General features: G+C 37.9%; 24 protein-coding genes. 1 reads left to right on the plus strand and 23 read right to left on the minus strand.

The window, feature by feature from the left end; translation table 11 throughout:
* Positions 1-30 precede the first annotated feature (30 nt).
* Together lpdA and MKY13_RS11435 are read right to left on the minus strand one after the other, a co-directional pair.
* Positions 31-1,440 (minus strand): dihydrolipoyl dehydrogenase, encoded by a 1,410-nt coding sequence (gene lpdA, locus MKY13_RS11430; RefSeq protein WP_191699959.1) that lies wholly within the window; start codon positions 1,438-1,440, stop codon positions 31-33.
* A 133-nt stretch (positions 1,441-1,573) separates the two neighbouring features.
* Entirely contained in the window at positions 1,574-2,668 is a 1,095-nt protein-coding gene (locus MKY13_RS11435) for a Glu/Leu/Phe/Val dehydrogenase (protein ID WP_191699961.1), read from the minus strand.
* A gap of 412 nt (positions 2,669-3,080) precedes the next feature.
* On the opposite strand from MKY13_RS11435, the gene MKY13_RS11440 reads away from it, so the two are divergent.
* Positions 3,081-3,314, plus strand: coding sequence for a DUF2627 domain-containing protein (locus tag MKY13_RS11440; RefSeq protein ID WP_191699963.1), 234 nt, complete (start codon positions 3,081-3,083; stop codon positions 3,312-3,314).
* 33 nt (positions 3,315-3,347) lie between these two features.
* On the opposite strand, the gene MKY13_RS11445 is transcribed toward MKY13_RS11440, so the two are convergent.
* The 21 genes from MKY13_RS11445 to MKY13_RS11545 all read right to left on the minus strand — a co-directional run bounded on the left by MKY13_RS11445 (position 3,348) and on the right by MKY13_RS11545 (position 25,950).
* Positions 3,348-4,076: a glycerophosphodiester phosphodiesterase family protein gene (locus MKY13_RS11445; RefSeq protein ID WP_339212781.1), complete on the minus strand. Its 729-nt coding sequence runs from the start codon at positions 4,074-4,076 to the stop codon at positions 3,348-3,350.
* Positions 4,076-5,647 (minus strand): FapA family protein, encoded by a 1,572-nt coding sequence (locus MKY13_RS11450; protein ID WP_191699965.1) that lies wholly within the window; start codon positions 5,645-5,647, stop codon positions 4,076-4,078. The genes MKY13_RS11445 and MKY13_RS11450 overlap by 1 nt, the downstream gene beginning before the upstream one ends.
* A gap of 146 nt (positions 5,648-5,793) precedes the next feature.
* Positions 5,794-6,228 (minus strand): hypothetical protein, encoded by a 435-nt coding sequence (locus tag MKY13_RS11455; RefSeq protein ID WP_191699967.1) that lies wholly within the window; start codon positions 6,226-6,228, stop codon positions 5,794-5,796.
* 308 nt (positions 6,229-6,536) lie between these two features.
* Positions 6,537-7,328, minus strand: coding sequence for a sporulation transcription factor Spo0A (gene spo0A / locus MKY13_RS11460; protein WP_191699969.1), 792 nt, complete (start codon positions 7,326-7,328; stop codon positions 6,537-6,539).
* Between the two features lie 336 nt (positions 7,329-7,664).
* Entirely contained in the window at positions 7,665-8,588 is a 924-nt protein-coding gene (locus MKY13_RS11465; protein WP_191699971.1) for a SpoIVB peptidase S55 domain-containing protein, read from the minus strand.
* A gap of 189 nt (positions 8,589-8,777) precedes the next feature.
* A complete protein-coding gene (recN, locus tag MKY13_RS11470; RefSeq protein WP_339212787.1) occupies positions 8,778-10,469 on the minus strand; it encodes a DNA repair protein RecN in 1,692 nt (563 codons plus the stop codon).
* 16 nt (positions 10,470-10,485) lie between these two features.
* Entirely contained in the window at positions 10,486-10,935 is a 450-nt protein-coding gene (gene argR, locus MKY13_RS11475; RefSeq protein ID WP_191699975.1) for a transcriptional regulator ArgR, read from the minus strand.
* Between the two features lie 187 nt (positions 10,936-11,122).
* Positions 11,123-12,745, minus strand: coding sequence for a hypothetical protein (locus MKY13_RS11480; RefSeq protein ID WP_339212790.1), 1,623 nt, complete (start codon positions 12,743-12,745; stop codon positions 11,123-11,125).
* 88 nt (positions 12,746-12,833) lie between these two features.
* Positions 12,834-13,652, minus strand: coding sequence for a TlyA family RNA methyltransferase (locus tag MKY13_RS11485; protein ID WP_191699978.1), 819 nt, complete (start codon positions 13,650-13,652; stop codon positions 12,834-12,836).
* A 6-nt stretch (positions 13,653-13,658) separates the two neighbouring features.
* A complete protein-coding gene (gene dxs / locus MKY13_RS11490; RefSeq protein ID WP_191699979.1) occupies positions 13,659-15,554 on the minus strand; it encodes a 1-deoxy-D-xylulose-5-phosphate synthase in 1,896 nt (631 codons plus the stop codon).
* Positions 15,555-15,642: 88 nt separating this feature from the next.
* Positions 15,643-16,527: a polyprenyl synthetase family protein gene (locus MKY13_RS11495; protein WP_339212793.1), complete on the minus strand. Its 885-nt coding sequence runs from the start codon at positions 16,525-16,527 to the stop codon at positions 15,643-15,645.
* 3 nt (positions 16,528-16,530) lie between these two features.
* Positions 16,531-16,758, minus strand: a complete 228-nt coding sequence (gene xseB, locus MKY13_RS11500) for an exodeoxyribonuclease VII small subunit (protein ID WP_191699983.1) — start codon at positions 16,756-16,758, stop codon at positions 16,531-16,533.
* The gene (gene xseA / locus MKY13_RS11505) at positions 16,755-18,113 is read right to left on the minus strand and encodes an exodeoxyribonuclease VII large subunit (protein WP_339212796.1); all 1,359 of its coding nucleotides are present in this window, start codon (positions 18,111-18,113) and stop codon (positions 16,755-16,757) included. The genes xseB and xseA overlap by 4 nt, the downstream gene beginning before the upstream one ends.
* A gap of 189 nt (positions 18,114-18,302) precedes the next feature.
* The gene (folD, locus tag MKY13_RS11510; RefSeq protein WP_191699987.1) at positions 18,303-19,166 is read right to left on the minus strand and encodes a bifunctional methylenetetrahydrofolate dehydrogenase/methenyltetrahydrofolate cyclohydrolase FolD; all 864 of its coding nucleotides are present in this window, start codon (positions 19,164-19,166) and stop codon (positions 18,303-18,305) included.
* Positions 19,167-19,279: 113 nt separating this feature from the next.
* Positions 19,280-19,666 carry a transcription antitermination factor NusB gene (nusB, locus tag MKY13_RS11515; protein WP_191699988.1) on the minus strand — a complete coding sequence of 129 codons (387 nt, stop codon included), beginning with the start codon at positions 19,664-19,666 and terminating at the stop codon, positions 19,280-19,282.
* A gap of 204 nt (positions 19,667-19,870) precedes the next feature.
* Complete coding sequence (locus tag MKY13_RS11520) at positions 19,871-20,137, minus strand: aminopeptidase (RefSeq protein ID WP_191699990.1); 267 nt, start codon at positions 20,135-20,137, stop codon at positions 19,871-19,873.
* A gap of 72 nt (positions 20,138-20,209) precedes the next feature.
* Positions 20,210-21,700, minus strand: coding sequence for a glycerol kinase GlpK (gene glpK, locus MKY13_RS11525; RefSeq protein WP_339212801.1), 1,491 nt, complete (start codon positions 21,698-21,700; stop codon positions 20,210-20,212).
* Positions 21,700-22,509 carry an MIP/aquaporin family protein gene (locus MKY13_RS11530; protein WP_191699994.1) on the minus strand — a complete coding sequence of 270 codons (810 nt, stop codon included), beginning with the start codon at positions 22,507-22,509 and terminating at the stop codon, positions 21,700-21,702. Before MKY13_RS11530 ends, glpK begins: the two co-directional genes overlap by 1 nt.
* A gap of 11 nt (positions 22,510-22,520) precedes the next feature.
* Complete coding sequence (locus tag MKY13_RS11535; RefSeq protein ID WP_191699996.1) at positions 22,521-24,167, minus strand: FAD-dependent oxidoreductase; 1,647 nt, start codon at positions 24,165-24,167, stop codon at positions 22,521-22,523.
* A 173-nt stretch (positions 24,168-24,340) separates the two neighbouring features.
* On the minus strand, positions 24,341-24,745 hold the full coding sequence (locus MKY13_RS11540) for an Asp23/Gls24 family envelope stress response protein (protein ID WP_339212805.1): 405 nt from the start codon (positions 24,743-24,745) through the stop codon (positions 24,341-24,343).
* A 134-nt stretch (positions 24,746-24,879) separates the two neighbouring features.
* The gene (locus MKY13_RS11545; RefSeq protein WP_191699999.1) at positions 24,880-25,950 is read right to left on the minus strand and encodes a mechanosensitive ion channel family protein; all 1,071 of its coding nucleotides are present in this window, start codon (positions 25,948-25,950) and stop codon (positions 24,880-24,882) included.
* Positions 25,951-26,035 lie beyond the last annotated feature (85 nt).

Below are 26,035 nucleotides of genomic sequence, written 5' to 3' on the forward strand. Positions count from 1 at the left end.
TTGAATCATAGCGCTAAAAGTTATAAGAAGTTAAAAGTGGATTGCTTTTCCTTCAATTGCAAGTGCTGCTTCTCCGATAATTTCACTCAACGAAGGATGCAAGTGCACCATTTGTCCAAGTTCCCAAGGAGAAGCGTTTAAAAATAGCCCTAGTGCTGCTTCAGATATTAAATCTGTCGCATGAGGACCAATTAAGTGTACACCTACTAAATCATTTGTGTTTTCATCCGCAATGACTTTTACAAATCCTTCTGTTTCCCCATAAACAATTGCTTTACCTATTGCCTTGAACGGGAAAGTTGTCGATACGACATTATAGCCGTTATCTTTTGCTTGTTGTTCTGTAAGACCAACGCTAGCTACTTCCGGATTACTGTAAACACCTCTTGCAATGTTGGCGTAATGAAGTGGATTGGAATTTCCGCTAGCAATATGTTCCACTGCCAAAATACCTTCATGTGATGCAACGTGTGCCAACTGCATTCCACCGATAACGTCTCCAATAGCATATATATGACTTTCTTTCGTCTGGAAATTATCATTTACTGAAATAAAGCCATTTTCGACTTCTATTTCCGTGTTTTCAAGTCCGATATTTTTTGTATTCGCTATTCTTCCGACTGACAATAGAAGTGCCTCTGCCGAAATTTCCTTATCATTCAGCTGTAGTGATACATTATCCTGTACATTAATTGCTGAAGGATCAAGCTTCACATTCAGATGGACGTTTACACCACGCTTTTTCAATGATTTAAGCATTTCAGCAGAAATCGCTTCATCCTCTGTCGGTAATAAACGGTCACCCAGCTCCAAAATCGTGACATCGACATCAAAATCAACAAGCATCGAAGCCCACTCAACACCGATTACACCACCACCGATAATAATGACAGACTTAGGTAGCTTTTCAATTGTTAAAAATTCATCCGATGTGAAAACTTTTTCCCCATCGACTTTTAACCCATCCAGGTGTCTAGGACGGGAGCCTGTCGCAACAATTACGTTTTTCGGGACAAGCATTTCGTTTTCCGTACCGTCATTCATTTCTACTGAAATGGTACCTGGCATCGGAGAGAATATAGAAGGACCCATAATACGACCGAAACCGTCATATACATCAATTTTCCCTTTTTTCATTAAGTGTTGGACACCTTTATAAAGTTGCTCTACGACGTTTGACTTCCGCTTTTGAACTTGTTCGAAGTTAACCTTTACATCATTAACTTCCACTCCAAAATCAAGCGCTTTTTTTGATTGTACATATACTTCTGCACTGCGGAGCAATGCCTTCGTAGGAATACAGCCCGCATGTAGGCATGTGCCCCCAAGCTTATTCTTTTCAACGATTGCCGTTTTCAAGCCAAGCTGTGATGCACGGATTGCAGCAACATAACCGCCTGTGCCACCGCCTAAAATCACAACATCATAATCTTTCGCCATTTCCAACACCCCTTTTTGCATTTAAAATCCAATACACCTCTGCAGTCATCCGGATGTGGCATTTTGTTGCAAAACCACACCCGTCACATTTAACAAAGGCTTTATCTTTTAGCAAGAAGCTAGAAGAAATCTATTAACGTCCATTTAATATGTTTTTTTCATTTTGCAGGAACTGACTGCGGGATTTTGCTACACGGGCAATACGCTCTTCAGCCAAACGATTCGCTGCTAAGTATGTTGGAATATCTTCCTTTTTCGAGATCGCAAAAATTTTCTCTAAACTTGTGTAAATCGTCTCAACCCGCTTCATCGCACGTTCACGGTTATAGCCGTATAATTCGTCAGCAACGTTAATTACACCACCAGCATTAATTACATAGTCCGGTGCATAGACAATACCCATTTCATGCAATACTTTACCGTGTCTAGATTCTGCCAGCTGGTTATTCGCCGATCCTGCAATCACTTTTGCTTTTAATTGTGGAATCGTTACATCATTCACAATAGCGCCAAGTGCACATGGTGAGAAAATATCGACTTCCTGCTCGTAAATTGCATCCGGTGCAACTGCGACAGCATCAAAATTTGATACGACACGGTCGATCGCCTGCTGATTAATGTCGGTTACAATCAATTTCGCGCCTTCTTTATGTAAATATTCACATAAAGTATATGCAACATTTCCAAGCCCTTGTACTGATACTGTACGACCCGACAGTGAATCATCGCCAAACGCTTCCTTCGCTGCTGCTTTCATCCCCAAAAATACACCATATGCTGTAATTGGCGACGGATTGCCAGAGCTGCCGAATGCTGGCGATATACCTGTTACATAATTTGTCTCTTCGTGAATTAAATCCATATCGGCCACTGTCGTACCTACATCTTCTGCTGTAATGTAACGACCGTTTAAGCCTTGGATAAAGCGCCCTAAAGCGCGGAACATTTCTTCATTTTTATCTGTGAATGGGTCCCCGATAATTACGGTTTTACCACCACCTAAATTTAAACCTGCCGCCGCATTTTTATATGTCATTCCACGGGCTAGACGAAGTGCATCTTCAATTGCCGCTTCCTCTGAGGCATAAGTCCACATCCGTGAACCTCCTAGAGCTGGACCTAATGTTGTATCATGAATTGCAATTACCGCTTTTAACCCCGATGCTTCATCTTGGCAAAAGACAACTTGCTCAAAATCATACTTCTGCATGTACTTGAAAATCTCCATAATACTCTACTCCTCCAATTAAGAAAGCGCTTACTTTCTCGTATATTATTATATTTTGTTAATTAAGATAATAAATACTTAAATTTGTATAATTTTATTATCGTTATTTTTACAATACTTATAATTTAAAAATGATGCAACTAGAAATCTCCAAATTTAATTAAATTAGAAAATTCGGACTATTTTGAGCATTTATTATCATTAAAAAATGCAATATTTTCTATGAGGCTTTTATTATGCCAACATAACATGTTGATGTAAATTCGACATATCTTTTAATAGAATTCGTTAAATTGGATTGATGTTATTGACATTCTTTTGTGTCATTGTAAAATTAAGTGAAACTTCAATATTAATGACATTAGCCTGTTTATACGGTAGGCTGTGCAATCAGTCGGTAGGAGGTCTTTTAATGGCACGTATGGCTGCATTTATCGTTCTAGTCATTCCAGCAATATTAATGGCTGCTGGTATTAAATTTATGCGCGATACTCTTTTTGGTATATTAATTTCACCATTTCCATGGATTTGGTTACAATTCATTGTAGGCGCCATCTTTTTTGCAGTAGCGTTTTTGTTTTTTGCAGGCTTTTTACTACATCGGGATCGCAAGCGTGGTAAAGTATCGGAGCGCTGGCAAAAATAATTGAGTATACGAAAAAGGTGCCTAGAAAATATTCTAGACACCTTTTTTACGTTGTTGAGCTTCTAGTACTTTATGTGGAAAATCGGTTATCCACCCAATCACCGCTTGATGGGGATTTTTTAAAAATGGTTCGTTCCCCCTAATGCTGTAAAATCGTATACCCATATTTGCTGCTGTACACAATTCCAAGTACTGCATTTTATAGTATTTCCTATGTGCATGAATCGCATCAATATAATTGCACTTCCCTAATGAATTCCAATCGAACTTTTTCGTTATAATGATGGCCGTTTCAGCTTTCGGTAGGACTTCTTTTACTGATTTTAATAATGATTCATGAAATGACGAAAAATGACTGTTTGCCGGCAATTGTATATTATGTAGGAATGATTTTAGGACAGTCTCTTTGGAGATAAGTGATTCTTTTAATTCTATGTTTAGTGCAATATTTTCTTTATTTGCCCACTTCAGCACATCCTCAAAGGACATCATCCTCTCTTGAAGAAAGAACCGTTTAAAGCGGGGACCTAAATTGTATTTTACGAGCTCTTTGTAATCACACTGTGAAACAAGTCTATTCTTTCCTGCCAGCCTTTTCAAATCGAGATCATGGAACACAACTAAAATGCCATCTTTTGAAATTTGGAGATCAAGTTCAATTCCATCTGCACCCAGTTCTTTTGCCTTTTTAAATGCAGAGAAAGTATTTTCCAAATAAAAACTCGATGCACCACGATGAGCAAAAACAGGTATGTCATTCATTATACATTCAGCTCTCCGTTTTCAATTAAAAATCTTCCATTAGTCATCGTCGATAAAAACGAAGACTTTTTACCAATTTGAATATACGTTCCTGGGTAAGCTTCTTTTTTCACTTCGATTTCTTCCTTTCCGACTTTACGTAAATCATTCATTAACTGCTTAATTTCCCGATCTAGTTCCATTGCCGTCGATTTATTATTGTCGAGCTTCTGCTTTGTTTGCTCAAACACTGCAAGTTGTGGCTTCGTCATATTTTGGACGACCGGCATTAGACGATTTATTTGGCTTTCCAACTGCAATATATCCTCCTGAATCGTCTTCAGCAATGCGGCCTTCGATTGAATGAGCTCAAGCCCCTCTGCTTTATTTACGCCATTTATAATTAGTTCTGTTCTTCGTTCCAGTCGGTTTCCCGTAATGGCTGTAACGATTTTATTTTTTGCAATAGCTGTACCGCCTATAATTTTACCTTTTCGTTCATCCACAAAAATCGACTGTGCTGTAATGATAGATCCTAAAGCATAAAACCCAATATTAACATCTTTTCCTGCTACGAGATGGGCTTCATTTACGTGTTTGACGAATATACTGCCTCCTGCCTCAACACGGGTTTGACCTAATCCAAAAATGCCACCTCGTATAAAAACATCTCCATCTGTCGATTTAATGAGTTTTGCACCAGATACACCTTCTGGACCTTCAATCGAAATATCCCCTTTTGCAATGACGGAATATCCTGGCTGAACCGTACCTCGTATAGAAATTGATCCATTAAAGTCAATGTTTCCAGTCTCAACGCTAACATCACCATTAATCGGTAAATGATGATTGACACTTATCATGCCTTTATGGTTTTCAAATACCCCGCTAATTTTTGAAAGAAGGACTGTTTTTCCGTTTTCTTCCTTTTCATAGGCTGACTTGCTGTCATATTTCAGTGGTAAATCACGTCCCTGCTGCGCTGGAATCGACTCTCCATAAACGTTTACTCCTGGGGTTCCAGGTTTGGCATGAATCTTTTCACCTAGCCATGCCCCTTGTTCAATTTCAAATATAAAATTCATATCGTAATAATCCGCTGTACCGTCTTCTCGAATAACGGGTTTTCGATTAGGTAGCTGTAAATAGGTAATTTTTGCATCATCCCCTTTAACTGGAGGTGAGCCTTGGGCGATCATTATAGCCTTGCCACTTACTATAGAGTCGATTTGTAAATCGATAATACCATAACTTATATTATTTTGAGATAATATATTTTTTACATTATCTAGAAATAATTGTGGATTTACTTTAATGGACTCTACAGTTTCATAGACGAAGAGAGAAGCAGACATTTTATCTCGCGACACTTCAACCGTAATAGCCGGCAGCCACGTCCCGATTTCTACGGGGGTAGATGTAATCTCCATTAATACCTTTTTCAATACTGCAAAATTGGTTAATTTGATGCGAGGATTTAGACGCACAATCATATCAAAATCTTTTAATAAAAAACCTGGTTGTATTGTTTTTATATATACTATTTCATTATCCACTGTAATTTCAAAAAAACTATTTTCAAAAATAACCACGAATATCAACCTCCCGGATACATTCAGTATATACAAAGATTTGATATTTGTTTAGTTAAAAATTTTCACAAAAAATGGCTATTTTGCTTAGTTAAAAAGTTAATTATAAAGCATTATTCCCAAAAGGTATTATTACCTATCTACTATTAATATAAAGTATGATGGTATTGTAATAAACTATGATATATTTCTGATACCCCATCTAAATAACGTTCATCATTAGTCTCTATGGCCTTGATAGTATTGTTAATAAGCATAATGTCTAGTTCAATAGACTCGTTAAGGATTTTATTTTTAACCCCCTTCGAAATTATGACATTTTTCAAACTATTTAGTTCATTTAAGTACTCCTGCATGTTTTCGTTAGCCAATTTTAGTTCTGAATTGTTTAATGTCCCTAATAATAATATATCACTATAACATTCTTCCCGTTGAGTCTGTAATCCTTCTATATAATTTCTTTTAACATCCGTTGTAAAATCCGCTGGTGCAGAAGCTGTCTTAAAATTGAAAGGAAATGTTAAAAGAAGAATGAATATGATTATAACAAGTACAAATATGGGCATTTTCAATCGCTTCATCTATCATCTCTCCTATAATCATTTCCTATCATTTTACCTAAGATTAATATGAGTAATGTAAAATTAATGTTAAATTCACATAACAGAATGAAACACGATGAAATAAAAAAGTGTCCAGTACAATTCCTGGACACAAAAAGTGAGTAATACCGAGCATGGCATTATTCTTTGAAAGGAGGTAAGGGAGACTTCTAGGCCTTACTTGTTTTAAATATTCCCCGACTTTTCCAGTCTTAAACTTAATTGATAAAAAAAACACCTCCATATTAGCATTTAAGCTGAAAATGAACGTGTTAAAATCTATTATATTACGAAGCTACCATTTCAATACGAATCTTGTCCGCAATCATTGCAATGAACTCCGAATTTGTCGGCTTTGACTTCATATGGTGCACTGTATAGCCAAATAGCTCTGAAATGTTCTCATAGCTGCCTCTGTTCCATGCTACTTCTATTGCATGACGGATAGCCCGTTCTACTCGAGAAGGCGTTGTGCTGAATTTCTTGGCGATTTCCGGATACAGAATTTTCGTTACGGAACTTAATAATTCGATATCATTGTACACCATTTGAATTGCTTCACGTAAATAAGCATATCCTTTTATATGGGCAGGTACACCGATTTCTTTAATTATACCTGTAATTGTTGTATCCAATAAACGCGTATCAATTTTTGTAGGTGTGTTTGTTGCTAAAATTGGTGTACGTTTTTCCTGTTCAAACTTTTTGCCAGCGCAATGTAGAATTTTGTGCACAAGCTGTTCAAATTCGAATGGTTTCAGCATAAAGTAAGATGCGCCAAAATTCACAGCCTGCTTCATAACATCCTCTTGTCCAAAAGCAGTAAGCATAATAACCTGAGTATTTAGATGACGTTCATCATTGTACATTTCTTCCAATACAGCCAGTCCATCTAAATGTGGCATAATGATATCCAGAAGCAGTACGTCGATTTTATGCTCTTCCAACATTTTAATGCATAATTTTCCATTTGAAGCAGTTGCCACAATTTCAATTTGCGGATGGTTCGCGAAATAAATCTCCATCATTTTTATTAATTCGCGATTATCATCAGCAATCGCAATTTTTACCTTTGTCAATCAAAATCCCCCTTTTATTTTGTCCAATTTCTCCCCTACAAAAACAAACTTTGCCGAGTTTATTAACAAATGCCCCAAATTATTTGTCATAAGAATATAACAAAAATGATCGACAGTTGATACCAATCCCTTTTGCATTGTCCTGTAGGGAAGTTTCGACAGAATTACTATAAATCCTTCTCCACACACAAAAATGAGTAACAAGTATTATGATTTCTACCTTTATCGACAAGGAAATATATGGTTCTACTTTTGTCGAATTATCTCTAAGTACTATTGTAATGAAAAAAGGAAAAAATGACTACACTTTATTAAAAGTGTAGTCATTTTTTTTTATTATGGACTCTTTTTTAACATTTCTATGACAAGAATTCCGGCGCCCTTTGTAGGTTCTTCAATAAACATGTGCGTTACAGCTCCTACAAATTGATTGTCTTGAATAATCGGGCTGCCACTCATCCCTTGAACAATACCGCCTGTTTTATCGATTAGACGCTCATCGACAACATGGAACGTAAAAGTATTATCCGTTTGTTTGTCAATTTTTATATCAAATAAATTGACCTCTTCACCGTCGATTGCCGTTAAGATTTGTGCTTTACCTTTTTTTAATTGATTTGCATGTATAATTTCAAGCGGTGGATGCAAACTGTCATGTAATGATTGTTCCCAATTTCCAAAAATACCGTATACATCATTACTGTTAACAGTTCCGAGTGGTGTTTGAGATTTATCTACAATTGAAATTTTGTAGCCTGGTTGACCCGGAGTACTCTTTTTCACCTGTGAAATCGATGCTTCATAAATAGCACCTTCACTGAATTTTGGAGGCAGTTTCATCGTGGAGTCTACTATTTGATGGCCAAGTGCTCCGTATTCCATCGTTTCGGGATCGATATACGTGAGTGTTCCTACACCATCTGTTTCGCTTCTTAAAAATGGCTTTAAATGTACCAACTCATGGGCAGATACACTAATTTCTCGCTGTTGCTTTCCATTTTCCAATGTTAGGGTAAACGATTCATCTTGACCGGATAAATCTTCTAGCTGGCTAATTGTTTCACCATTTAATTTTAAAACCCGCTCTCCCTTTTTCAGCCATTCACTACTTTCTAATAAAACGTCCTGAGCAACTATAACATATGGCATTTGCAATTGTACTCCGATTGAATGCCCCATCGGAATTAAAGATTTCCCAAAAACCTGCATTGGCGACAATATTAAAAGCATTGCAACGAGTAACGACCATTTTTTTATCATCATTCACCTCCTCTATGCGCTTACTATGTGAAGAAACGAAGGAGTTATGAACGGAAAAATTTTGTTGATATGAGGAAAAATTAGAATGTATTCAATTACATTTAGCTTAACGAAGCGATTCCTCTAATAAACAAAACAGCAAAAGCCGTCTAAAAAATTTTTTTATTTTTTAGACGGCTCTATAATTTATTATTTCATGGATTCTTTACGTTCATTTGCCATTTGAATTAGTTCTGAAGCATGTTGTAATGTAAGCTCTGTAATTTCAGAGCCACTCATCATGCGGCTGATTTCTTCAACGCGTTCTTTTTCTTCCATTTCAGAAAGTGTTGTAAAAGTACGATCATATTCAACCTGTTTCTTTATATAATAATGATGATCAGCCATTGCTGCTACTTGTGGTAAATGCGAAATACACAATACTTGAGAATTCACTGAAATCGCAGCAATCTTCTCGGCTATGGCTTGAGCAACTCGACCGCTTACACCAGTATCCACCTCATCAAAAATGATGGATGTAATGCCATTGGAAGTTGAAAAAATTGTCTTTAAAGCAAGCATCATTCGTGAAAGCTCTCCACCTGATGCCACTTTAGGCAACGATTTTGGAGGTTCTCCGACATTTGTTGAAATATAGAATGCAACGAAATCTCTACCATTCGCATCAAATTGTGCCAATCGATTAAACTGAACGATAAACTGCGCTTTTTCCATATGCAGCATGCGTAATTCATTCATTATTGCTTCACTTAGCTTTACGGCATTTTCTTTTCGAATGGCAGTTAATTCTTTTGCCATTTGATTTAAGTTTTCTTCCATGCTCGCTAATAATTGCTCGTTTCGCTGCAATGTTTCATCGCGGTTCATAAGCTGGCTAAGCTCTTCTTCAATTTTTTCGTAGTAGTTTAAAATTTCTTCTACAGTCGTACCATATTTACGTTTCATATTTTGATATAATGCAAGACGCTGTTCGACTTCATTTAAACGCTCGGCATCATATTCCAAATCATCGAGCACATTTTTAATTTGGTACGCGGCATCCTGAAGTGCATAAAAGCTTGTTGTAACAGCTTCGGAAGGCTCCTTAAAGTTCGAATCAAGATCTACAATATCTTCAAGTGCATTCATAGCATTACCGATAAAATCAAGACCATTCGCATCACCGGAAATTGCTTCATATGCCATGTTTGCCCGTTCAAAGATTTTATGGAAATTCATTAAACGCAGTCGTTCTTCGTTCAGCTCATCCTCTTCATCCTCTTTTAATGCAGCCTGCTCCAGCTCCTGAATTTGAAATTGATATAAGTCGATACGCTGTGCCATCCGCTGCTCGTCCATACTTAGCTCCGCAACTTCTTTTTTTAACTGACGGTATGCTTCATACGCTTCACTGTATTGTGCTTTTACAGAATGAAGTTCATGATGTGCAAAATGGTCCAATAAATGTATATGGAATTTCTCATCCATCAGCTCCTGATTTTCATGCTGTCCATGAATATCGATTAAACTACCACCAATATCACGTAAAACAGATAATGGAACAAGTTTGCCATTAACTCTGCAAATACTTTTTCCCGAATCATGTAAATCACGACGAAGTATGATGGTCCCTTCTTCTGCCTCTACCCCATGTTCCTCTAGTTTCATAAATATCGGATGTTGACTATTATTCACTTGGAATAGTCCACCCAACTCTGCCTTTTTTTCACCATGACGAATAAATTCGGTTGATCCTCGACCACCGGCTAATATATTAACTGCATCAATAATAATTGATTTCCCGGCACCAGTTTCCCCTGTTAATACAGTTAAACCTCCAGAAAAACTTACCGTTAAATCATCTATAATAGCAAAATTTCGAATACTTAATTCTCTTAACAAACCACTCCACCTCGGTTTACAGCATGTCTAATAATCGATTTTTTATTTCTTCACGATCATTTTCTGTGCGGCACATAATTAAGATTGTATCATCACCACAGATTGTTCCTAAAATTTCCGTCCAATCTAAGTGATCCAATAAGGATCCAATTGCATTGGCATTTCCCGGCAATGTCTTCATTACTAAAAAATGTGAAGCTCCATCAATCGATACGAATGCATCTGACAATGATCGATGCAATTTTTGAATCGGATTGAATCTCTGATCGGCTGGTAAACTATATTTATAACGCCCGTCCTGCAGGGGAACTTTAACTAGATGCAGTTCTTTAATATCACGGGATACGGTAGCTTGTGTAACATTGTAGCCCGCGTTTTTTAAATGATCGACTAAATCATCCTGTGTTTCAATTTCATTATTTGTAATAATATCGCGTATACGAATATGGCGCTGTCCTTTGTTCACAAAAGTCACCTCATTAAAATAGATAAGAATATATGTATATTTACACTAACATTTGCATAAAAGAAATACAAGAAAAAATAGTACATATGTTCAATTATCCTTTTTTACAGGTATTTTCTTCTTCCTATAATTGCAAAACAAACAACGCTTTTCGTATAAATACAAAAAGCGTTTGGGTTATTATTAATTATTTTTTCTTTTTCCGTTTCCGCCATACATAAACATTTAACGCAATGACTGCAAACAGGAACAGGAAAAACAGATAGAAACTTTTACTGTCAAGCATGTTGGTTGTAAGCTTTTGCATCAAGTTTTTTTCAGTTACTTGCGCTTCATTAGTATGAAGTTTGCCACCGCTGCCATTAACTGCAATATTGGCATTGTCCCCAAGAATTTTTAAACTTGCAGCAAATTCCTTTGGCACATATTGTTCTGTGCTATTAACTGCATCAAAAACTACTAGGGCATAATCTTCATCCCAAGGATTGTTTTGAATAAATGCAAATTCCGATACATTGAAAAAACCATGCTCTGTTAAATCAGGAACATTACCATTGTAATGAACAGCCAATACTTCATCCTTTAGCAGTTTGTGCTGTTTTTTACCACCGATAAAAATTACATGACTATTTTCTAATAAGTTAGTTTTAACATCCTCAGTATTAACAAGTGTAATCTTAGGTAAAGTATTATTAATAGTAAGTGACTCGTAAACAGTTATTAAATCGGACCAGCGAAATTGATCAGGCACAACTATCGTGACAGATTCATCAATTTTAGGAAATGGGAAGAAGCGGAATGTGAATTGTGAAACCGTTTGCTTATCAACATGGAAATTTAATGTACTTGAATCGTCAATATACACCCACTTTTCAGGATTACTAAGTAATCCATTTGCTGTAAGCTGAACCTGTATGAAAGCTGACTTTGTAAAAACCGCTTTACTTAGTGGTACATCAACAAAAATATCGCCATTCCTCTCAGTCTTTACTTTACGTAAATTTATACTATGAGGCACATCGTTGACGAGAAGCACCAATTCTTCCAAAGGGTTACCTTTCTCTTTTTGACTCGATTGAATCATCTCAGAAATCTTCAAATGTAGGTGGATACTAGTCTTCATATCGATAAATGGATAGTAAGGTATATAATAAGAATATATATCTGAACTCATTTTTTCACCACTTAACGTTATACTCGGAATCCCCATATTTTTAAATGTAATTAAATTTAAATCCGTCCTTTTTTTTATTATTGGCATATTTGAAATGGTTAATTGGCTGCCGTATAACTGCTGAATAAATGCTTCCTCTGTTAATACAGCTATTTTTTCAAACTCAGCATCATCTCCGCCTGTAACGACAAGTACATTTTTAGTAGATTGACGTAACGTAATTGGCTGGATTTCAAGCGATAGACCATCATTTACTTTACTTTTACGGATTAACTTATTAAATGATGCATTTTTAAATTGATTTTCTTGCCCAATAATAATAGTTGCATCGAAAATGGCTTTTACCTGTGATTCTTTTAATAGTTTCACTTTATTGTAAGCTGATATATTAGATAAGTAATTTGTCAGCTCAAGTGCGGCATTAAGCATTATTAATGTTGGTTCATCGGGAATTATAATTTGTGTATTTCGCGTTTCTGTTCCGATAAAATATTCAGGATATTGATTTAAGTCACTTAGTTTTCCATTTGTCTCTGCTTCACCACTATATTGCAAATTCACGTTAACAGCCTGTGCGGTCGTTTGAAATGTAAAAAGTACAATGAAACTTAGCAAACCTATGAAATAATGCTTCATATTTATCTCCTTTCCTTCAGTTTAGATTGCTTTATTTTGAAAATAAAAAGCACAAAATAAGTCATTTCGACCCATTTTGTACTTTTCATTATTTTAAACTAGTATGTGCATCGTTTACGACTTGATCAAAACTTGTAAATGCGTCTACTTCTTCACCATCATGAGGGTTATACAAATGGAATAAAAATTCGATATTTCCTTCCCCACCAGTTATCGGTGAGAATGATGCATCCTTAACAACAAAACCATTTTCAGTCGCCATTTTAGCGGTTTCCTCTAAAACAGCTAAGTGGACTTTCGGATCCCGGACAATTCCTTTTTTCCCTACGTTTTCTCTACCAGCTTCAAATTGGGGCTTTACAAGGGCCATTACATCGCCCCCTTGCATTAATACCGTTTTCAAAACAGGTAAAATAAGCGATAAGGAAATAAAGGAAACATCGATTGTTGCAAAATCCGGTAAGCCTTCCACTAAATCTTCCGGTTTTGTATAACGGAAATTCGTTTTTTCCATAACCGTCACACGTTCATCCGACCGAATTTTCCATGCTAGCTGATTCGAGCCCACATCAAGTGCATAACAATGACGGGCACCGTTTTGTAAAGCGCAATCTGTAAAGCCGCCTGTTGACGAACCAATATCAAGCATAAGCTTGCCATCTACGGATAAATCAAAAATTTCAAGTGCCTTTTCAAGTTTTAATCCACCGCGTGATACATATTTTAATTGCGATCCTTTTACTTGCAGCGGGGCGTCAACCTCAATTTTCTCCCCTGCTTTGTCGATACGTACTTCATTGGAAAACACAAGACCAGCCATGATTGAGCGCTTTGCCTTTTCCCGAGTTTCGCACAACCCGCGCTCTACAAGCATTACATCTACCCGTTCTTTTTTTTGCTTTGTCATTCTATATTAAACCCTATCCGACTGTTTATTCGGTACGAGCTGTGTAATGCGTTTTACCGCTTCTTCAGCCGTCACGTTAATTTCTTCTAATAATAGATCTACTTCACCATGTTCGATAAATTCGTCCGGAATACCGATACGCTCAATCTCCACATTTCGATATTGCTTATCAAAGGCAAATTCCAATACTGCGCTACCAAATCCACCTTGCAACATCGTTTCTTCAATTGTTAAAATTGGTAGATTTGCCTGCATAATTTCATGCAGCATCACTTCGTCCATAGGCTTGATAAAACGTGCATTGACAACACGAACAGAAATACCCTGCTCAGCCAATAATTCAGCCGCATGTAACGCCATTGGAATTGTTGTACCGAATGTTAAAATAACGGCATCTGATCCTTCACGCAATACTTCCCATGATCCAATCGGCAACGCTTTCATTTCTGCATCCATTTCTACTCCATAGCCATTACCGCGAGGATAACGAAGAGCTATAGGCCCGTCATTATACTCTAGTGCTGTTTTCACCATATGTTGCCCTTCATTTTCATCCTTTGGCATCATTAATACGATGTTCGGGATATGACGTAAAAATGAAACATCAAATACGCCCTGGTGTGTTTCACCATCTGCTCCAACTAAGCCTGCACGATCAATTCCGATAAATACGTTCAGGTTTGGACGGGCTATATCATGTAGGACCTGGTCATACGCACGCTGAAGGAACGTAGAATAAATCGATAAAAACGGTTTCATATGCTGTGTGGCAAGACCCGCAGCCATTGTCGTTGCATGCTGTTCTGCAATTCCGACATCAAAGAAGCGATTCGGGAAGTCACGTTGAATCCCTTCAAGCTTCGATCCAACCGGCATTGCTGGTGTAATTGTCACAATACGGTTATCCTCTTTCATGCATTTACGAACCGATTCCGCTACTAAACTACTCCATGCAGGACCTTTAGAGGCAGATTTTACGAATGCACCTGTTTCCATTTTATATGGGCCAGTTCCGTGCCAAGTACCGACTGTATCATCTTCTGCAGGTTTGTAGCCTTTACCTTTTTTCGTAATGACATGCACGAGAACAGGACCTTGAACTTTCTTTGCATATTCTAATGTTTTTTCCAATGCTTCAAAATCATGACCATCGATCGGACCTAAATATTTGAATCCTAATTCTTCAAAGAAAACACCTGAAACAACCAAATATTTTAAGCTATCTTTTACACGTTCTGCAGTCGCTGCCAATTTACCTCCGACCATAGGAATTTTATTGATTAATGATTCCAAGTCCTCTTTAGCACGAGAATATTCCTTTGCAGTACGAAGTCTGCCCAATACGTCATGAAGTGCTCCGACGTTTGGTGCAATCGACATTTCATTGTCGTTTAAAATGACAATCATATTTGTTTTTTCATGCCCAATATGGTTCAGTGCTTCTAGCGCCATACCACCTGTTAAAGCACCATCACCAATAATCGGAACAACAAAGTTTTTGTCCCCTTTAATATCCCTAGCTGCTGCCATACCCATCGCTGCAGATAAAGATGTAGAACTATGCCCTGTTTCCCACATATCGTGTTCACTTTCAACAAGCTTTGGAAAACCGCATAGCCCTTTAAATTGACGTAAAGTGTCAAATTGGCTCGCCCGACCTGTTAAAATTTTGTGGACATATGCCTGGTGTCCAACATCCCATAAAAATTTATCCTTTGGACTATTAAAAGCTTTATGCAATGCAATCGTCAGCTCAACTACGCCTAAATTAGGGCCAATATGACCACCAGTTATTGAACATTTTTCGATTAGAAAAGCGCGAATTTCGCCTGCCAGCGCTTCTAGTTGCTTTTTATTCAAGTCTTTTAAAAAGGATGGACTAGAAATTTTAGTTAAATCCATCTCTACACGCACCTTTTCATCAGTTTATTCACCTTTGTGATTTTTCTATTATATCAATGTACAACCCAAGAAAAAAGTTTAACACATTTTAGTTATTACGTCTCACAATATATTGCGCAAATTGTTGAAGTAAGGAAGTATCAATGTCGATTTTTCTTAATGCTTCAATTGCCAGGTCGTAATGCTCATTAAGTTTGTTTTTTGCCCCTTCTAACGTTAGTAATGCAGGGTATGTACTTTTCTCACTTACAATATCTTTACCTGCTGTTTTACCTAGCTGTTCTGAAGTTCCCTCAATATCTAAAATGTCATCCTGGATTTGGAACGCTAAACCAATATGGTGTGCATATTCGACTAAAGCTTGTCGATCTGACTCACTAGCACCTGCTAAAACTGCACCTGATTCGATACTGAAGCGTAATAATGCACCTGTTTTATTTACATGAACTGTTTCGAGCTCCTGTAAATTTAGTAGACGTTTTTCGCCATCCATATCCAAAATCTGTCCGCCGACCATTCCTTCTGCACCTGCAGCAACACTTAATAAATTTATTAGTTCAATTCGTTTTTCAGCAGGAATATCGTTCAGCCGAGCAATGACACCAAACGCAATTGTATTTAATGCATCTCCTGCCAAAGTTGCTAATGCTTCTCCATACACAACATGGTTCGTAGGTTTACCACGACGTAAATCATCATCATCCATACAAGGCAAGTCATCATGGATTAAAGAGTACGTATGAATCATTTCAACTGCTGAGCCAACTGTATAGCTTGCTTCCAGTGGTTGATTATACATTTCACAAACCGCTGCAACAAATAATGGACGAATTCGTTTTCCGCCTGCTTTTAATGAGTAAAGCATTGATTCTTTTAAATGGGCAGGTGCCTGAATTTTTTCAACAAGCTTATACATCGTCGCTTCAATTTGTGGAATATTTTGCAAGGTAAATTGTTTTAACGCGTTTTCCATTAGTTAGTCTTCTCCATTTCCCTGTTGGAAAGCTTTCTTTTCACCATCTTCTCCAACGATTGAAATTAATTGCTGTTCTGCACTTTGAAGTGTGTCATGGCACAGCTTGGAAAGTTCCATACCTTTTTTATATAGATCGATTGCTTCTTCTAAAGGCACGTCACCTTGCTCAAGCTTGCGTACTACTTCTTCCAGTTCTGTCATTGCTGTCGCAAATGTTGGTTTTGTCACTTTACTTCCCCATCCTTATTCACATGCTTTTTTTCGACCTTTGCTTCTGCAAATCCGTCTTGAAACGTTACATGAAGAGTGTCGCCTTTTTCTAACTCATGAATTGATTTTACTACGTTTTCCTCTTTATATGCTACGCTAAAGCCCTTACTCATAAGAGCGAGTGGATTTAATGCCTCCAGCATACGCAATTGGTTAGTAAAAGCGACTTTGCTTTGTACGAGTTGCTGCTGCATTCGCTGCGTCAATAGCTCTGTTTGATGGCTCAATTGCTGTTTCGCTGCCGATAACTGATAACTCGGCGAATGTAGCTTCATTTTACTGTCGATCGTTTGTAGCTTTGATTTTTCATTCAGCAAATATAGCTTTGTTGCATTTTGCAGTGCAGCATCCGTTTGGGCCAGTCTTTCAATAAAAGGACGATATAATCGCTCAGGTGTTGCAAGTGGATAAGAATTTTGTAATTTTGTTAATCGATTACGCTCAAAATTGAGACGCGATGTCATCATTTGATGGAGAATTGATTGATGATGTAAAATTTGCTGATAAAGCTGCTGCTGATTAGGTACAGCCAGTTCTGCTGCCGCCGTTGGAGTAGGAGCACGTAAATCCGCGACAAAATCCGCAATCGTCGTATCTGTTTCATGTCCTACAGCACTAATGATTGGAATGCGGCTTTCAAAGATGGCCCGCGCCACGATTTCTTCATTAAATGCCCATAAGTCCTCAATTGATCCACCACCACGTCCGACAATAAGAACATCACAAAGAGCATGCCGATTCGCCAAATAGATATTTTCTGTAATTTTTGGCGCTGCCCCAGCCCCTTGAACAAGCGTTGGGTAAATTAATATTTCCGCCTGTGGATAGCGTCGTTTAATCGTCGTACAAATGTCCCGAATTGCTGCACCGGTAGTAGCTGTTAAAACCCCGATCGTTTTTGGATATTGTGGAATCGGCTGTTTAAAATTTTGATTGAACAATCCTTCTTTTTGAAGTCGTTCCTTCAATTGATTAAAGGCAACGAAAAGACCACCAATTCCATCTGGCTCCATCGTTTGGGCATATAATTGATATACACCGCTTGCCTCATATACGTTGACATCTCCACGTATGAATACTTTCATCCCCTCTTCAGGTTTAAACGAAAGTTTGGAAGCTTGTGTACGGAACATTGTAGATGTTATACGTGCACTATCGTCTTTTAACGTAAAATAAATATGACCTGAACTATGTACTTTTACATTCGAAAGCTCCCCCGTTACATACACATCACGTAAATGGGGATCGGCATCAAATTTTCGTTTAATATATTTCGTTAATGCTTTTACGGATAAATAAGAAGTCGAAGTCATATACGTACTGCTCCTTTACGATAGGATATTTCAATAATTTTGTTTTTTTATGCCTTTTATGGACAAAGTTTTTTCACAGTGATGAGTCTACAAAGTAACATTCAACTCATTATTATATTTAATTATTGCCTATTTAAGCGAAAAAACACGATTTTGATCTACGTCAAAATCGTGATTTTTGAAGTTAGATTATTCCGCTTGACGTTCTAACTCTTTTTCAGCTGCCTGCACTGTATTTTCCAATAGCATTGTAATTGTCATTGGACCTACACCGCCTGGCACTGGTGTAATATGAGAAGCGATTCCCTGAACATCATCAAAGTTCACGTCTCCGCATAAATGATTTTCTTCATCACGGTTAATCCCAACATCAATAATAACCGCACCTTCTTTAATGTGCTCACTTGTAATAAAGTTCGCACGGCCAACTGCTGCGATTAAAATATCCGCTTGTTTCGTGAAAGATGGCAAATCAGGTGTTTTTGAATGAGTATATGTAACGGTTGCATCTTTTTGCAGTAGTAGTTGCCCCATTGGCTTCCCAACGATATGGCTACGACCTACGATGACCGCATGCTTTCCGGCAACATCAATTCCGGAGTGTTCAAGTAATTTCATCACCCCGTAAGGTGTACATGGCAAGTATGTATCCTGTCCTAACATCATTTTCCCTACGCTAATCGGCGAGAAACCGTCCACGTCTTTTTCCGGGGAAATTGTTTGGATAACTTTATCTTCATCGATATGCTTCGGTAAAGGGAGTTGAACAAGAATACCGTGAATATCTTTACGATTGTTTAATTCACGAATTTGTTGAAGTAAAGCTTGTTCGGAAATATCTTCCGGGAGTTTGATTAAGTCTGAAAACATACCAATTTGCTCACAAGACTTTTGCTTGTTGGCAACATATGTTTTTGAAGCCGGGTTATCCCCCACTAAAATAACTGCTAATCCAGGTGTTACCCCTTTTGCTTTAAGCACTTGGACACGTGCCGCAACTCCTGTTCGAATTTCCTGACCGATTTCTTTACCATTGATAATTATACTTGACATGTTGTTACTCCTTCCAGTGATCACGACAATTTGGAAGGTCACCAAAATTATTGACAACCAACCAATTTAAATCTCATATATTAATCTTTATAGATTTGTATACATTTATTGATTTATTGCTCAGTAAATTTCGAAAGTACACCATTGACGAACTTGCTTGATTTTTCGTCACTGAATGTTTTGCAAAGCTCAATTGCTTCATTCATTACAACTTTGTTTGGTGTTTCTGCCTCATACAATAATTCGTATACGGCTAATCGCAGTACAGTTCTCTCAATTTTTGGTAGACGGCTAATCGTCCATTTTTCCAAGTTTTTTTCTAGCGCTTGGTCAATTGCTTCCAAGTTTTCAGTTGTCCCACGAACTAATTGTTCTAAAAAGGCATTCGATTTTTGTTCTTCTTCAAGAACATGACCAATCGCCTCTTCTATTGAAAGTTCTGTGCTGTCTAACTGAAACAAAGCTTGCAACGCTTTTTGGCGCGCCTCTGTTCGTTTCATAAATTAAAGCTCTCCTTCATAAGTAGCATTACTTGTTATCATAGCATATTTTGCAAGGCATAGCACAGTTTGACCGAAATTTTTTGGCGGTAAAAAGAGATTTGTGTAAACTATCTTAAAATGGTGAAATTTGCGCTAAAAAAACGACATGTTTAAGTAAAACAACATGTCGTTCCTATACTTTATATACAAGATTTTAAATTACTAATTGTTCTGAAGCGGAATCATCAGTGTACCGGTTTCACGCTTGTCGTTTTCCGAACCTGGGAATTCAAATAGGTAAGTAATTTGCTCTATCGATTCCTTTAGTACAAAGAACTGAAAATGCTCCATATTTTCCAGGAAATATCGGATGTCCTGCATCGCCATTAACTCCCCTACCTCTTCATAATGCGCTAATGCTTGTTTAAAGTAGGCGGTTATTAAGGTTAAATCCTCTTCATTTGCCATACGAATATAATCTTTACTCATGTTTATTAACTCCTCAACTAGACTATGACATATTATAGCATAATTCGTAAAAGGTATGAGACTGACAGCCCCTTATTTAAATGCCTGGGCAGCTTTTATTGCTTTATGCCAGCCGGTAAATAACTTTTCACGTTTTTCTTCATCCATTTTAGGTTCGAATTGACGATCGAGCTGTCTATGTTGTTGGACTTCGTCAGTATTTTCCCAGAATCCGACAGCTAAACCGGCCAAGTAGGCTGCGCCAAGTGCGGTAGTCTCATTTATTGAAGGGCGCTCAACCGGCACGTTGAGTATATCGGATTGAAACTGCATTAAAAAGTCATTCATTACAGCACCACCATCTACTCGCAGCATTTTTAGTTTAATCATTGAATCGGATTCCATCGCCGACAGTACATCACGTGTTTGGTAAGCGAGCGATTCCAATGTTGCACGAATAAAGTGTTCCTTCGATGTTCCACGAGTCAAACCAAATACAGCTCCGCGCACTTCGCTATCCCAATAAGGGGTTCCCAATCCTACAAATGCGGGTACGACATAGACACCTTCCGTATCTTCCACTCGCTTGGCATATGCTTCGCTTTCAGAAGATTTCCTGAACATACGCAGACCATCGCGTAACCACTGGATAGCTGAACCTGCCACAAAAATACTTCCTTCTAGTGCATATGTTACTTTCCCGTCGTAGCCCCAAGCAATCGTTGTTAACAGTCCATGTTCTGATTTCACCGCTTCTTCTCCGGTATTCATAAGCATAAAGCATCCAGTACCGTATGTGTTTTTCACCATACCCTTCTCATAACAGGTCTGACCGAATAAAGCAGCCTGCTGATCACCCGCTATACCCGCAATCGGCACTTGATGACCGAAGAAGTGATTACCGGAAATTACTCCGTATACTTCAGAGGACGGTTTGACTTCAGGTAGCATCGATTGTGGTACACCTAATATTTCAAGAAGCTGTTCATCCCACTTCAGTTCATAAATATTGTACATTAAAGTACGGGAAGCATTCGAATAGTCCGTTACATGAACCGCACCTTCTGTCAGCTGCCATATAATCCATGTATCTATCGTTCCGAATAATAGGTCGCCCGCTTCTGCTTTTTCCCTTGCACCTTCTACATTATCCAAAATCCATTTCACTTTTGTTCCGGAAAAATAAGCATCCAAAAGAAGTCCGGTCTTATCGCGGAAAAGAGTATCGTGTCCGGCTTCTCTTAATTCATCGCAAATTCCTACAGTTTGGCGTGATTGCCACACAATCGCATTATAGACCGGTTCCCCTGTATGTTTATCCCATACAACAGTCGTCTCACGTTGGTTTGTAATACCGACCCCTTCAATTTGGGTAGACTTTATATTATTTTCGGAAAGCACTTTCGCAATTACAGCTAAGATTGAACTCCAGATTTCCTTTGCATTATGTTCAACCCATCCTGATTTCGGAAAGTACTGTCTGAATTCCTGTTGTGCTACATGAACAATCTCTCCTTTTTTGTTGAACAAAATGGCACGCGAGCTTGTCGTACCCTGATCCAATGACATAATATATTTTTCCATCATGTAATCTCCTTTGTAGTGGATTTCGGTTGTGTAATGAAAGCTGCAATACAAATGACAATAAACAATGCAGCAAATACCCAAAATGTCACTGTACTTTCATTCAAAAAGAATTGTTTGTAAAATAATGCGCCTGTTACCCCTCCTATAATCGGACCGAAAATTGGTACAAAAGCATATGACCAATCTGAGTCTCTCTTATTTGGAATGGGCAGTAAAAAATGGGCAATACGTGGACCTAAATCACGTGCCGGATTTATTGCATATCCAGTAGGTCCACCTAAACTCATACCAATAGCCATAACAATTATCCCTACAAGCAGTGGATTAATTCCATCTGCCAGTGAATTGCCACCGAGCGCCAAAATCCCTAACAATAATATGAACGTGCCAATCATTTCCGTAACAATATTTGATAAGGGGTGACGAATAGCGGGTATTGTTGCGAATACGGATAGCTTGGCATCTGCATCTTCTGTTTTTGACCAATGCGGCAAATACGCAAAGTAAACAATCACTGCCCCAATGATAGCGCCTATTAATTGAGCAAGTATATACATCGGAACATCAGTCCATGGTAATTCGCCAATTGTCGCGAACGCAATAGTTAATGCCGGATTTATATGAGCACCGCTAATCCCTCCAACAGTGTATGCTGCAATTGCCACAGCAAAACCCCAGGCAATCGTAATGAGGACCCAACCGCCATTTTCGGCTTTAGAAAATTTTAACAAAGAGCCGGCAACAACTCCACCACCTAATACAATTAATATCATCGTACCTACGAGTTCAGCTAAAAATGTCGACATTCACTCCACCTCTATTTGTTGGATATTGTTACGTTTTTTAGTTCGTTTTCGAGTTGTTGTATTTGGTACTGCTTTTGATTTTCTGTCCAGTTCAAATATTCGGCCATTTCATTTATTACGGTTTCTTTATAGCGTCTTACCAAATCTATATTAAATAGTAGCGCACCCGTTCTGCGAATAAAGAAGTCTGTAGGGGTACATGCAAATTCCTCATTCATCGCATAATAAAGCTGACCATATACAATGGGCGGTAAATCTCCTTTAGCCTGTGAGATATAATGAAATACCTTATCGACATTCGTTCCGTAAAACTTCGCTAAATAGCGGCTTTGATCTTCTGTTAACCCATATTGCTGTCCCATTATAGTACGCTTACTGACAAATCGTTCAAAATATTTAGAGCCACTCATATCCCCGCCTGAAATAGGGAGGTTCTTTGTAATGGACTTCCCGTATGACTGCTGATATTCCTCATTTAGCTGTGAAACAACTAAGTCCACAATTTTTTCAGCCATTTTCCGGTAACCTGTCAGTTTCCCACCGGCAATGGTAATAAGCCCGCTTTCAGACTGCCATATTTCATCTTTCCTTGAAATTTCGGAAGGAGCTTTCCCTTCTTCATGAATAAGTGGTCGGACACCTGCCCAAGCGGACTCTATTTTTTCTTCAGTTATTTGCAATTGAGGGAACATATAATGAATCGCATCCAAAATATATTGACGGTCTTCTTTTGTAATATCCATATCCTTTGGATCACCATCATAAAAAGTATCCGTTGTCCCTACATAAGTTTTTCCATCACGGGGAATCGCAAAAATCATTCTTCCGTCATTTTCCGTATCAAAATAAATTGCCTGCTGTAATGGGAAATCTTCCTCGTCAAAAACAAGATGGACACCTTTCGATAAAATAAGGTGTTTATTATTGAACTCTCCATCTAATTTTCGTACGTCATCCACCCAAGGACCTGCCGCATTTACTACCTTCTTTGCTTTAATGGCATATTGGTCACCCGTTAATTGATCTTCTACCTTTACTGTGGAAAAGGCTAAGTTAGTTGATTCAAATCCAACCACTTTCAAATAATTCATTGCCATTGCTCCATTAGCGGCTGCCGCCTTCATCACTTCAATTGTAAGCCGGGAATCGTCTGTTCGATATTCCACATAGACTCCCCCTCCAAGTAAACCATCCTTTTTAATAAGTGGTTCGCGGGCAATAGTCTCATCTGCAGAAAGCATAAATCTTCTTTCATCCTTTTTAACGCTCGCTAAAATATCGTATACTTTCAAACCAAGCGCCGTTGAGAATGTACCGAACGTCCCACCTTTGTGAAACGGCAGCAGCATCCATACAGGTGTCGTCACATGAGGCCCATTTTCATATACAATTGCTCTTTCACGTCCTAGTTGTGCTACTTCCTTAATTTCAAATTGCTTCAAATAGCGCAATCCTCCATGCACAAGCTTCGTTGAACGGCTACTCGTTCCTTCTGCAAAATCTTGCATTTCTGCCAATCCTACCTTCAATCCTCGTGTTGCAGCATCAAGCGCAATACCTGCCCCTGTAATGCCGCCTCCTATCACAAAAAGATCAAACGTTTCTTCTTGGAATACTTTTTTCATTTGTTCTCTAGCTGTTGCTGAAAAGTTTCCCATTAACGTTTCCTCCTAACTATACAAAACTGTTATTCTATACCCTATTTTTACCCTGTCCCTACACATAAATTCATAAAAGCAGGAAAAAATGAGTTCAACAATGCATATTTGGACGTGCACAACAAAAAACCGAGCTTTATTGGAAAATAAGCTCGGTCACTTGGTGCATATTATTATTCTGCGTCTTTTGTGTTTTCGAACTGAACACCCGTAATATGGATATTCACTTCACTCGTTTCAATAGCTGTCATATTTAGAATAGCTTGACGAATCGTTGTTTGTACATCTTTTGCTACTTTTGGAATCGCAAAGCCATATTTCACACTGCAGAAGACATCGATGACAATATTACCCTCTTCTGACATAGCCGATTTAATCCCTTTAGAATGTACTTTTTTACCGAAACGCTCGGCAACACCTGATGCGAAATTTCCGCGTGTTGCTGCGATTCCTTCTACTTCTGTTGCAGCTATACCTGCAATTACTTCAATTACTTCTGGCGCTACTTCAATCTTTCCTAGCTCTTCTTTGCCAACTGGTGTAGGTTGAACAAATGCTACATGTTGTTTCTCAGCCATTTGCGATACATCCTCTCTTATGTAAACTAATGGATTTCTAACGCTTTTACTTTAAATCCTTATGTTCAGTATACTACAATTATACACTTCATGTAGAATGGATACGCCACTTTTTCTAACAGGAATGTTTATTCTCAGTCATTCCAAACAAATTGCCCCTGGTTTGGGTCTACTAGTTTAACGTCGTACTCCTCACAATAATGCTTTGCAGCAAATAATATATCCTGTCTTACTTTCAGCATAATCTCCGAGTCATTCGTATCGACAAAATAACGGATGAGAATACGACAACTATTCGGCCTAAGCTCATCCATTGCTACATGGATGACATTTTTTGATGTCTTCGGATGCAGTGAAATCTGCTTACGTAATCTTTCAATGAACTTAACAATTGTCTCCTCGCTATTGTCATTTGAAAGAAATAAGTAATGCTCTACTTTCCGCTGTGTGCGTTTTGATAAATTGTATATAGGGCGATTCACCAAATAGGAGTTCGGTACATAGACGAGACCTTTATCGGACGTCTGAATAAGAGTACTTCGTAAATTAATATCTTCAATTGTCCCATCAATTTTTTCGTCACTGGACATTACCCAATCGCCAACTTGAAATGGTTTATCTAGCGCAACACTCATCCCGCCAAAAATATGAGCCAGTGTATCACGAATACCAAAAGCCAGCGCTACCCCGGTTAATCCAAGTGCTGTTAAAAACCCATTTAAATTAAAATTCCACAATGAAGCAATTGTAAACATTGCAATAGTCATAACAGCAACTTTACTAATCCGCAAGAAAAATGGTGTTAAAATATCCTGGTCTTTCCCCGTTTCAAAACGATGTGGATTTTTCAAATAAAAACTTAACACATCATAAAGTGCATAAAATGCAAAAAACACATAAACCGAATCAATATAAATACTTAGCTTTTCATTGTCAAATAGCCATACTTCCACTAAAAGCGATACTGCTATTACAATTAAACTGAAAATAAGCGCATTACGTAATGATGGATATACGCTCTTTGCAATATCACTCATTACCGGATGACCTTTTTTATTTAACAAATCCGCTATTTTAAATAGAAGCGGGCGAATAATTAATCGGATGATAAGTATACCAACGATTAAAATCGCAGCAGCAGCTAATGCATCTGGTAATGTAGGTACAGTAACAGACGGTATTAACCATTTAATCGATTCCCACATATCTTCACCTTCTTTATAACATTAAATCAAAATCATACCATGTAGTGAAATGGTTTGACTAATACAATAAGATTTCCGGAATTTT

It is taken from the genome of Solibacillus sp. FSL W8-0372, from assembly GCF_037969735.1.
Classification (GTDB): Bacteria; Bacillota; Bacilli; order Bacillales_A; family Planococcaceae; genus Solibacillus; species Solibacillus faecavium.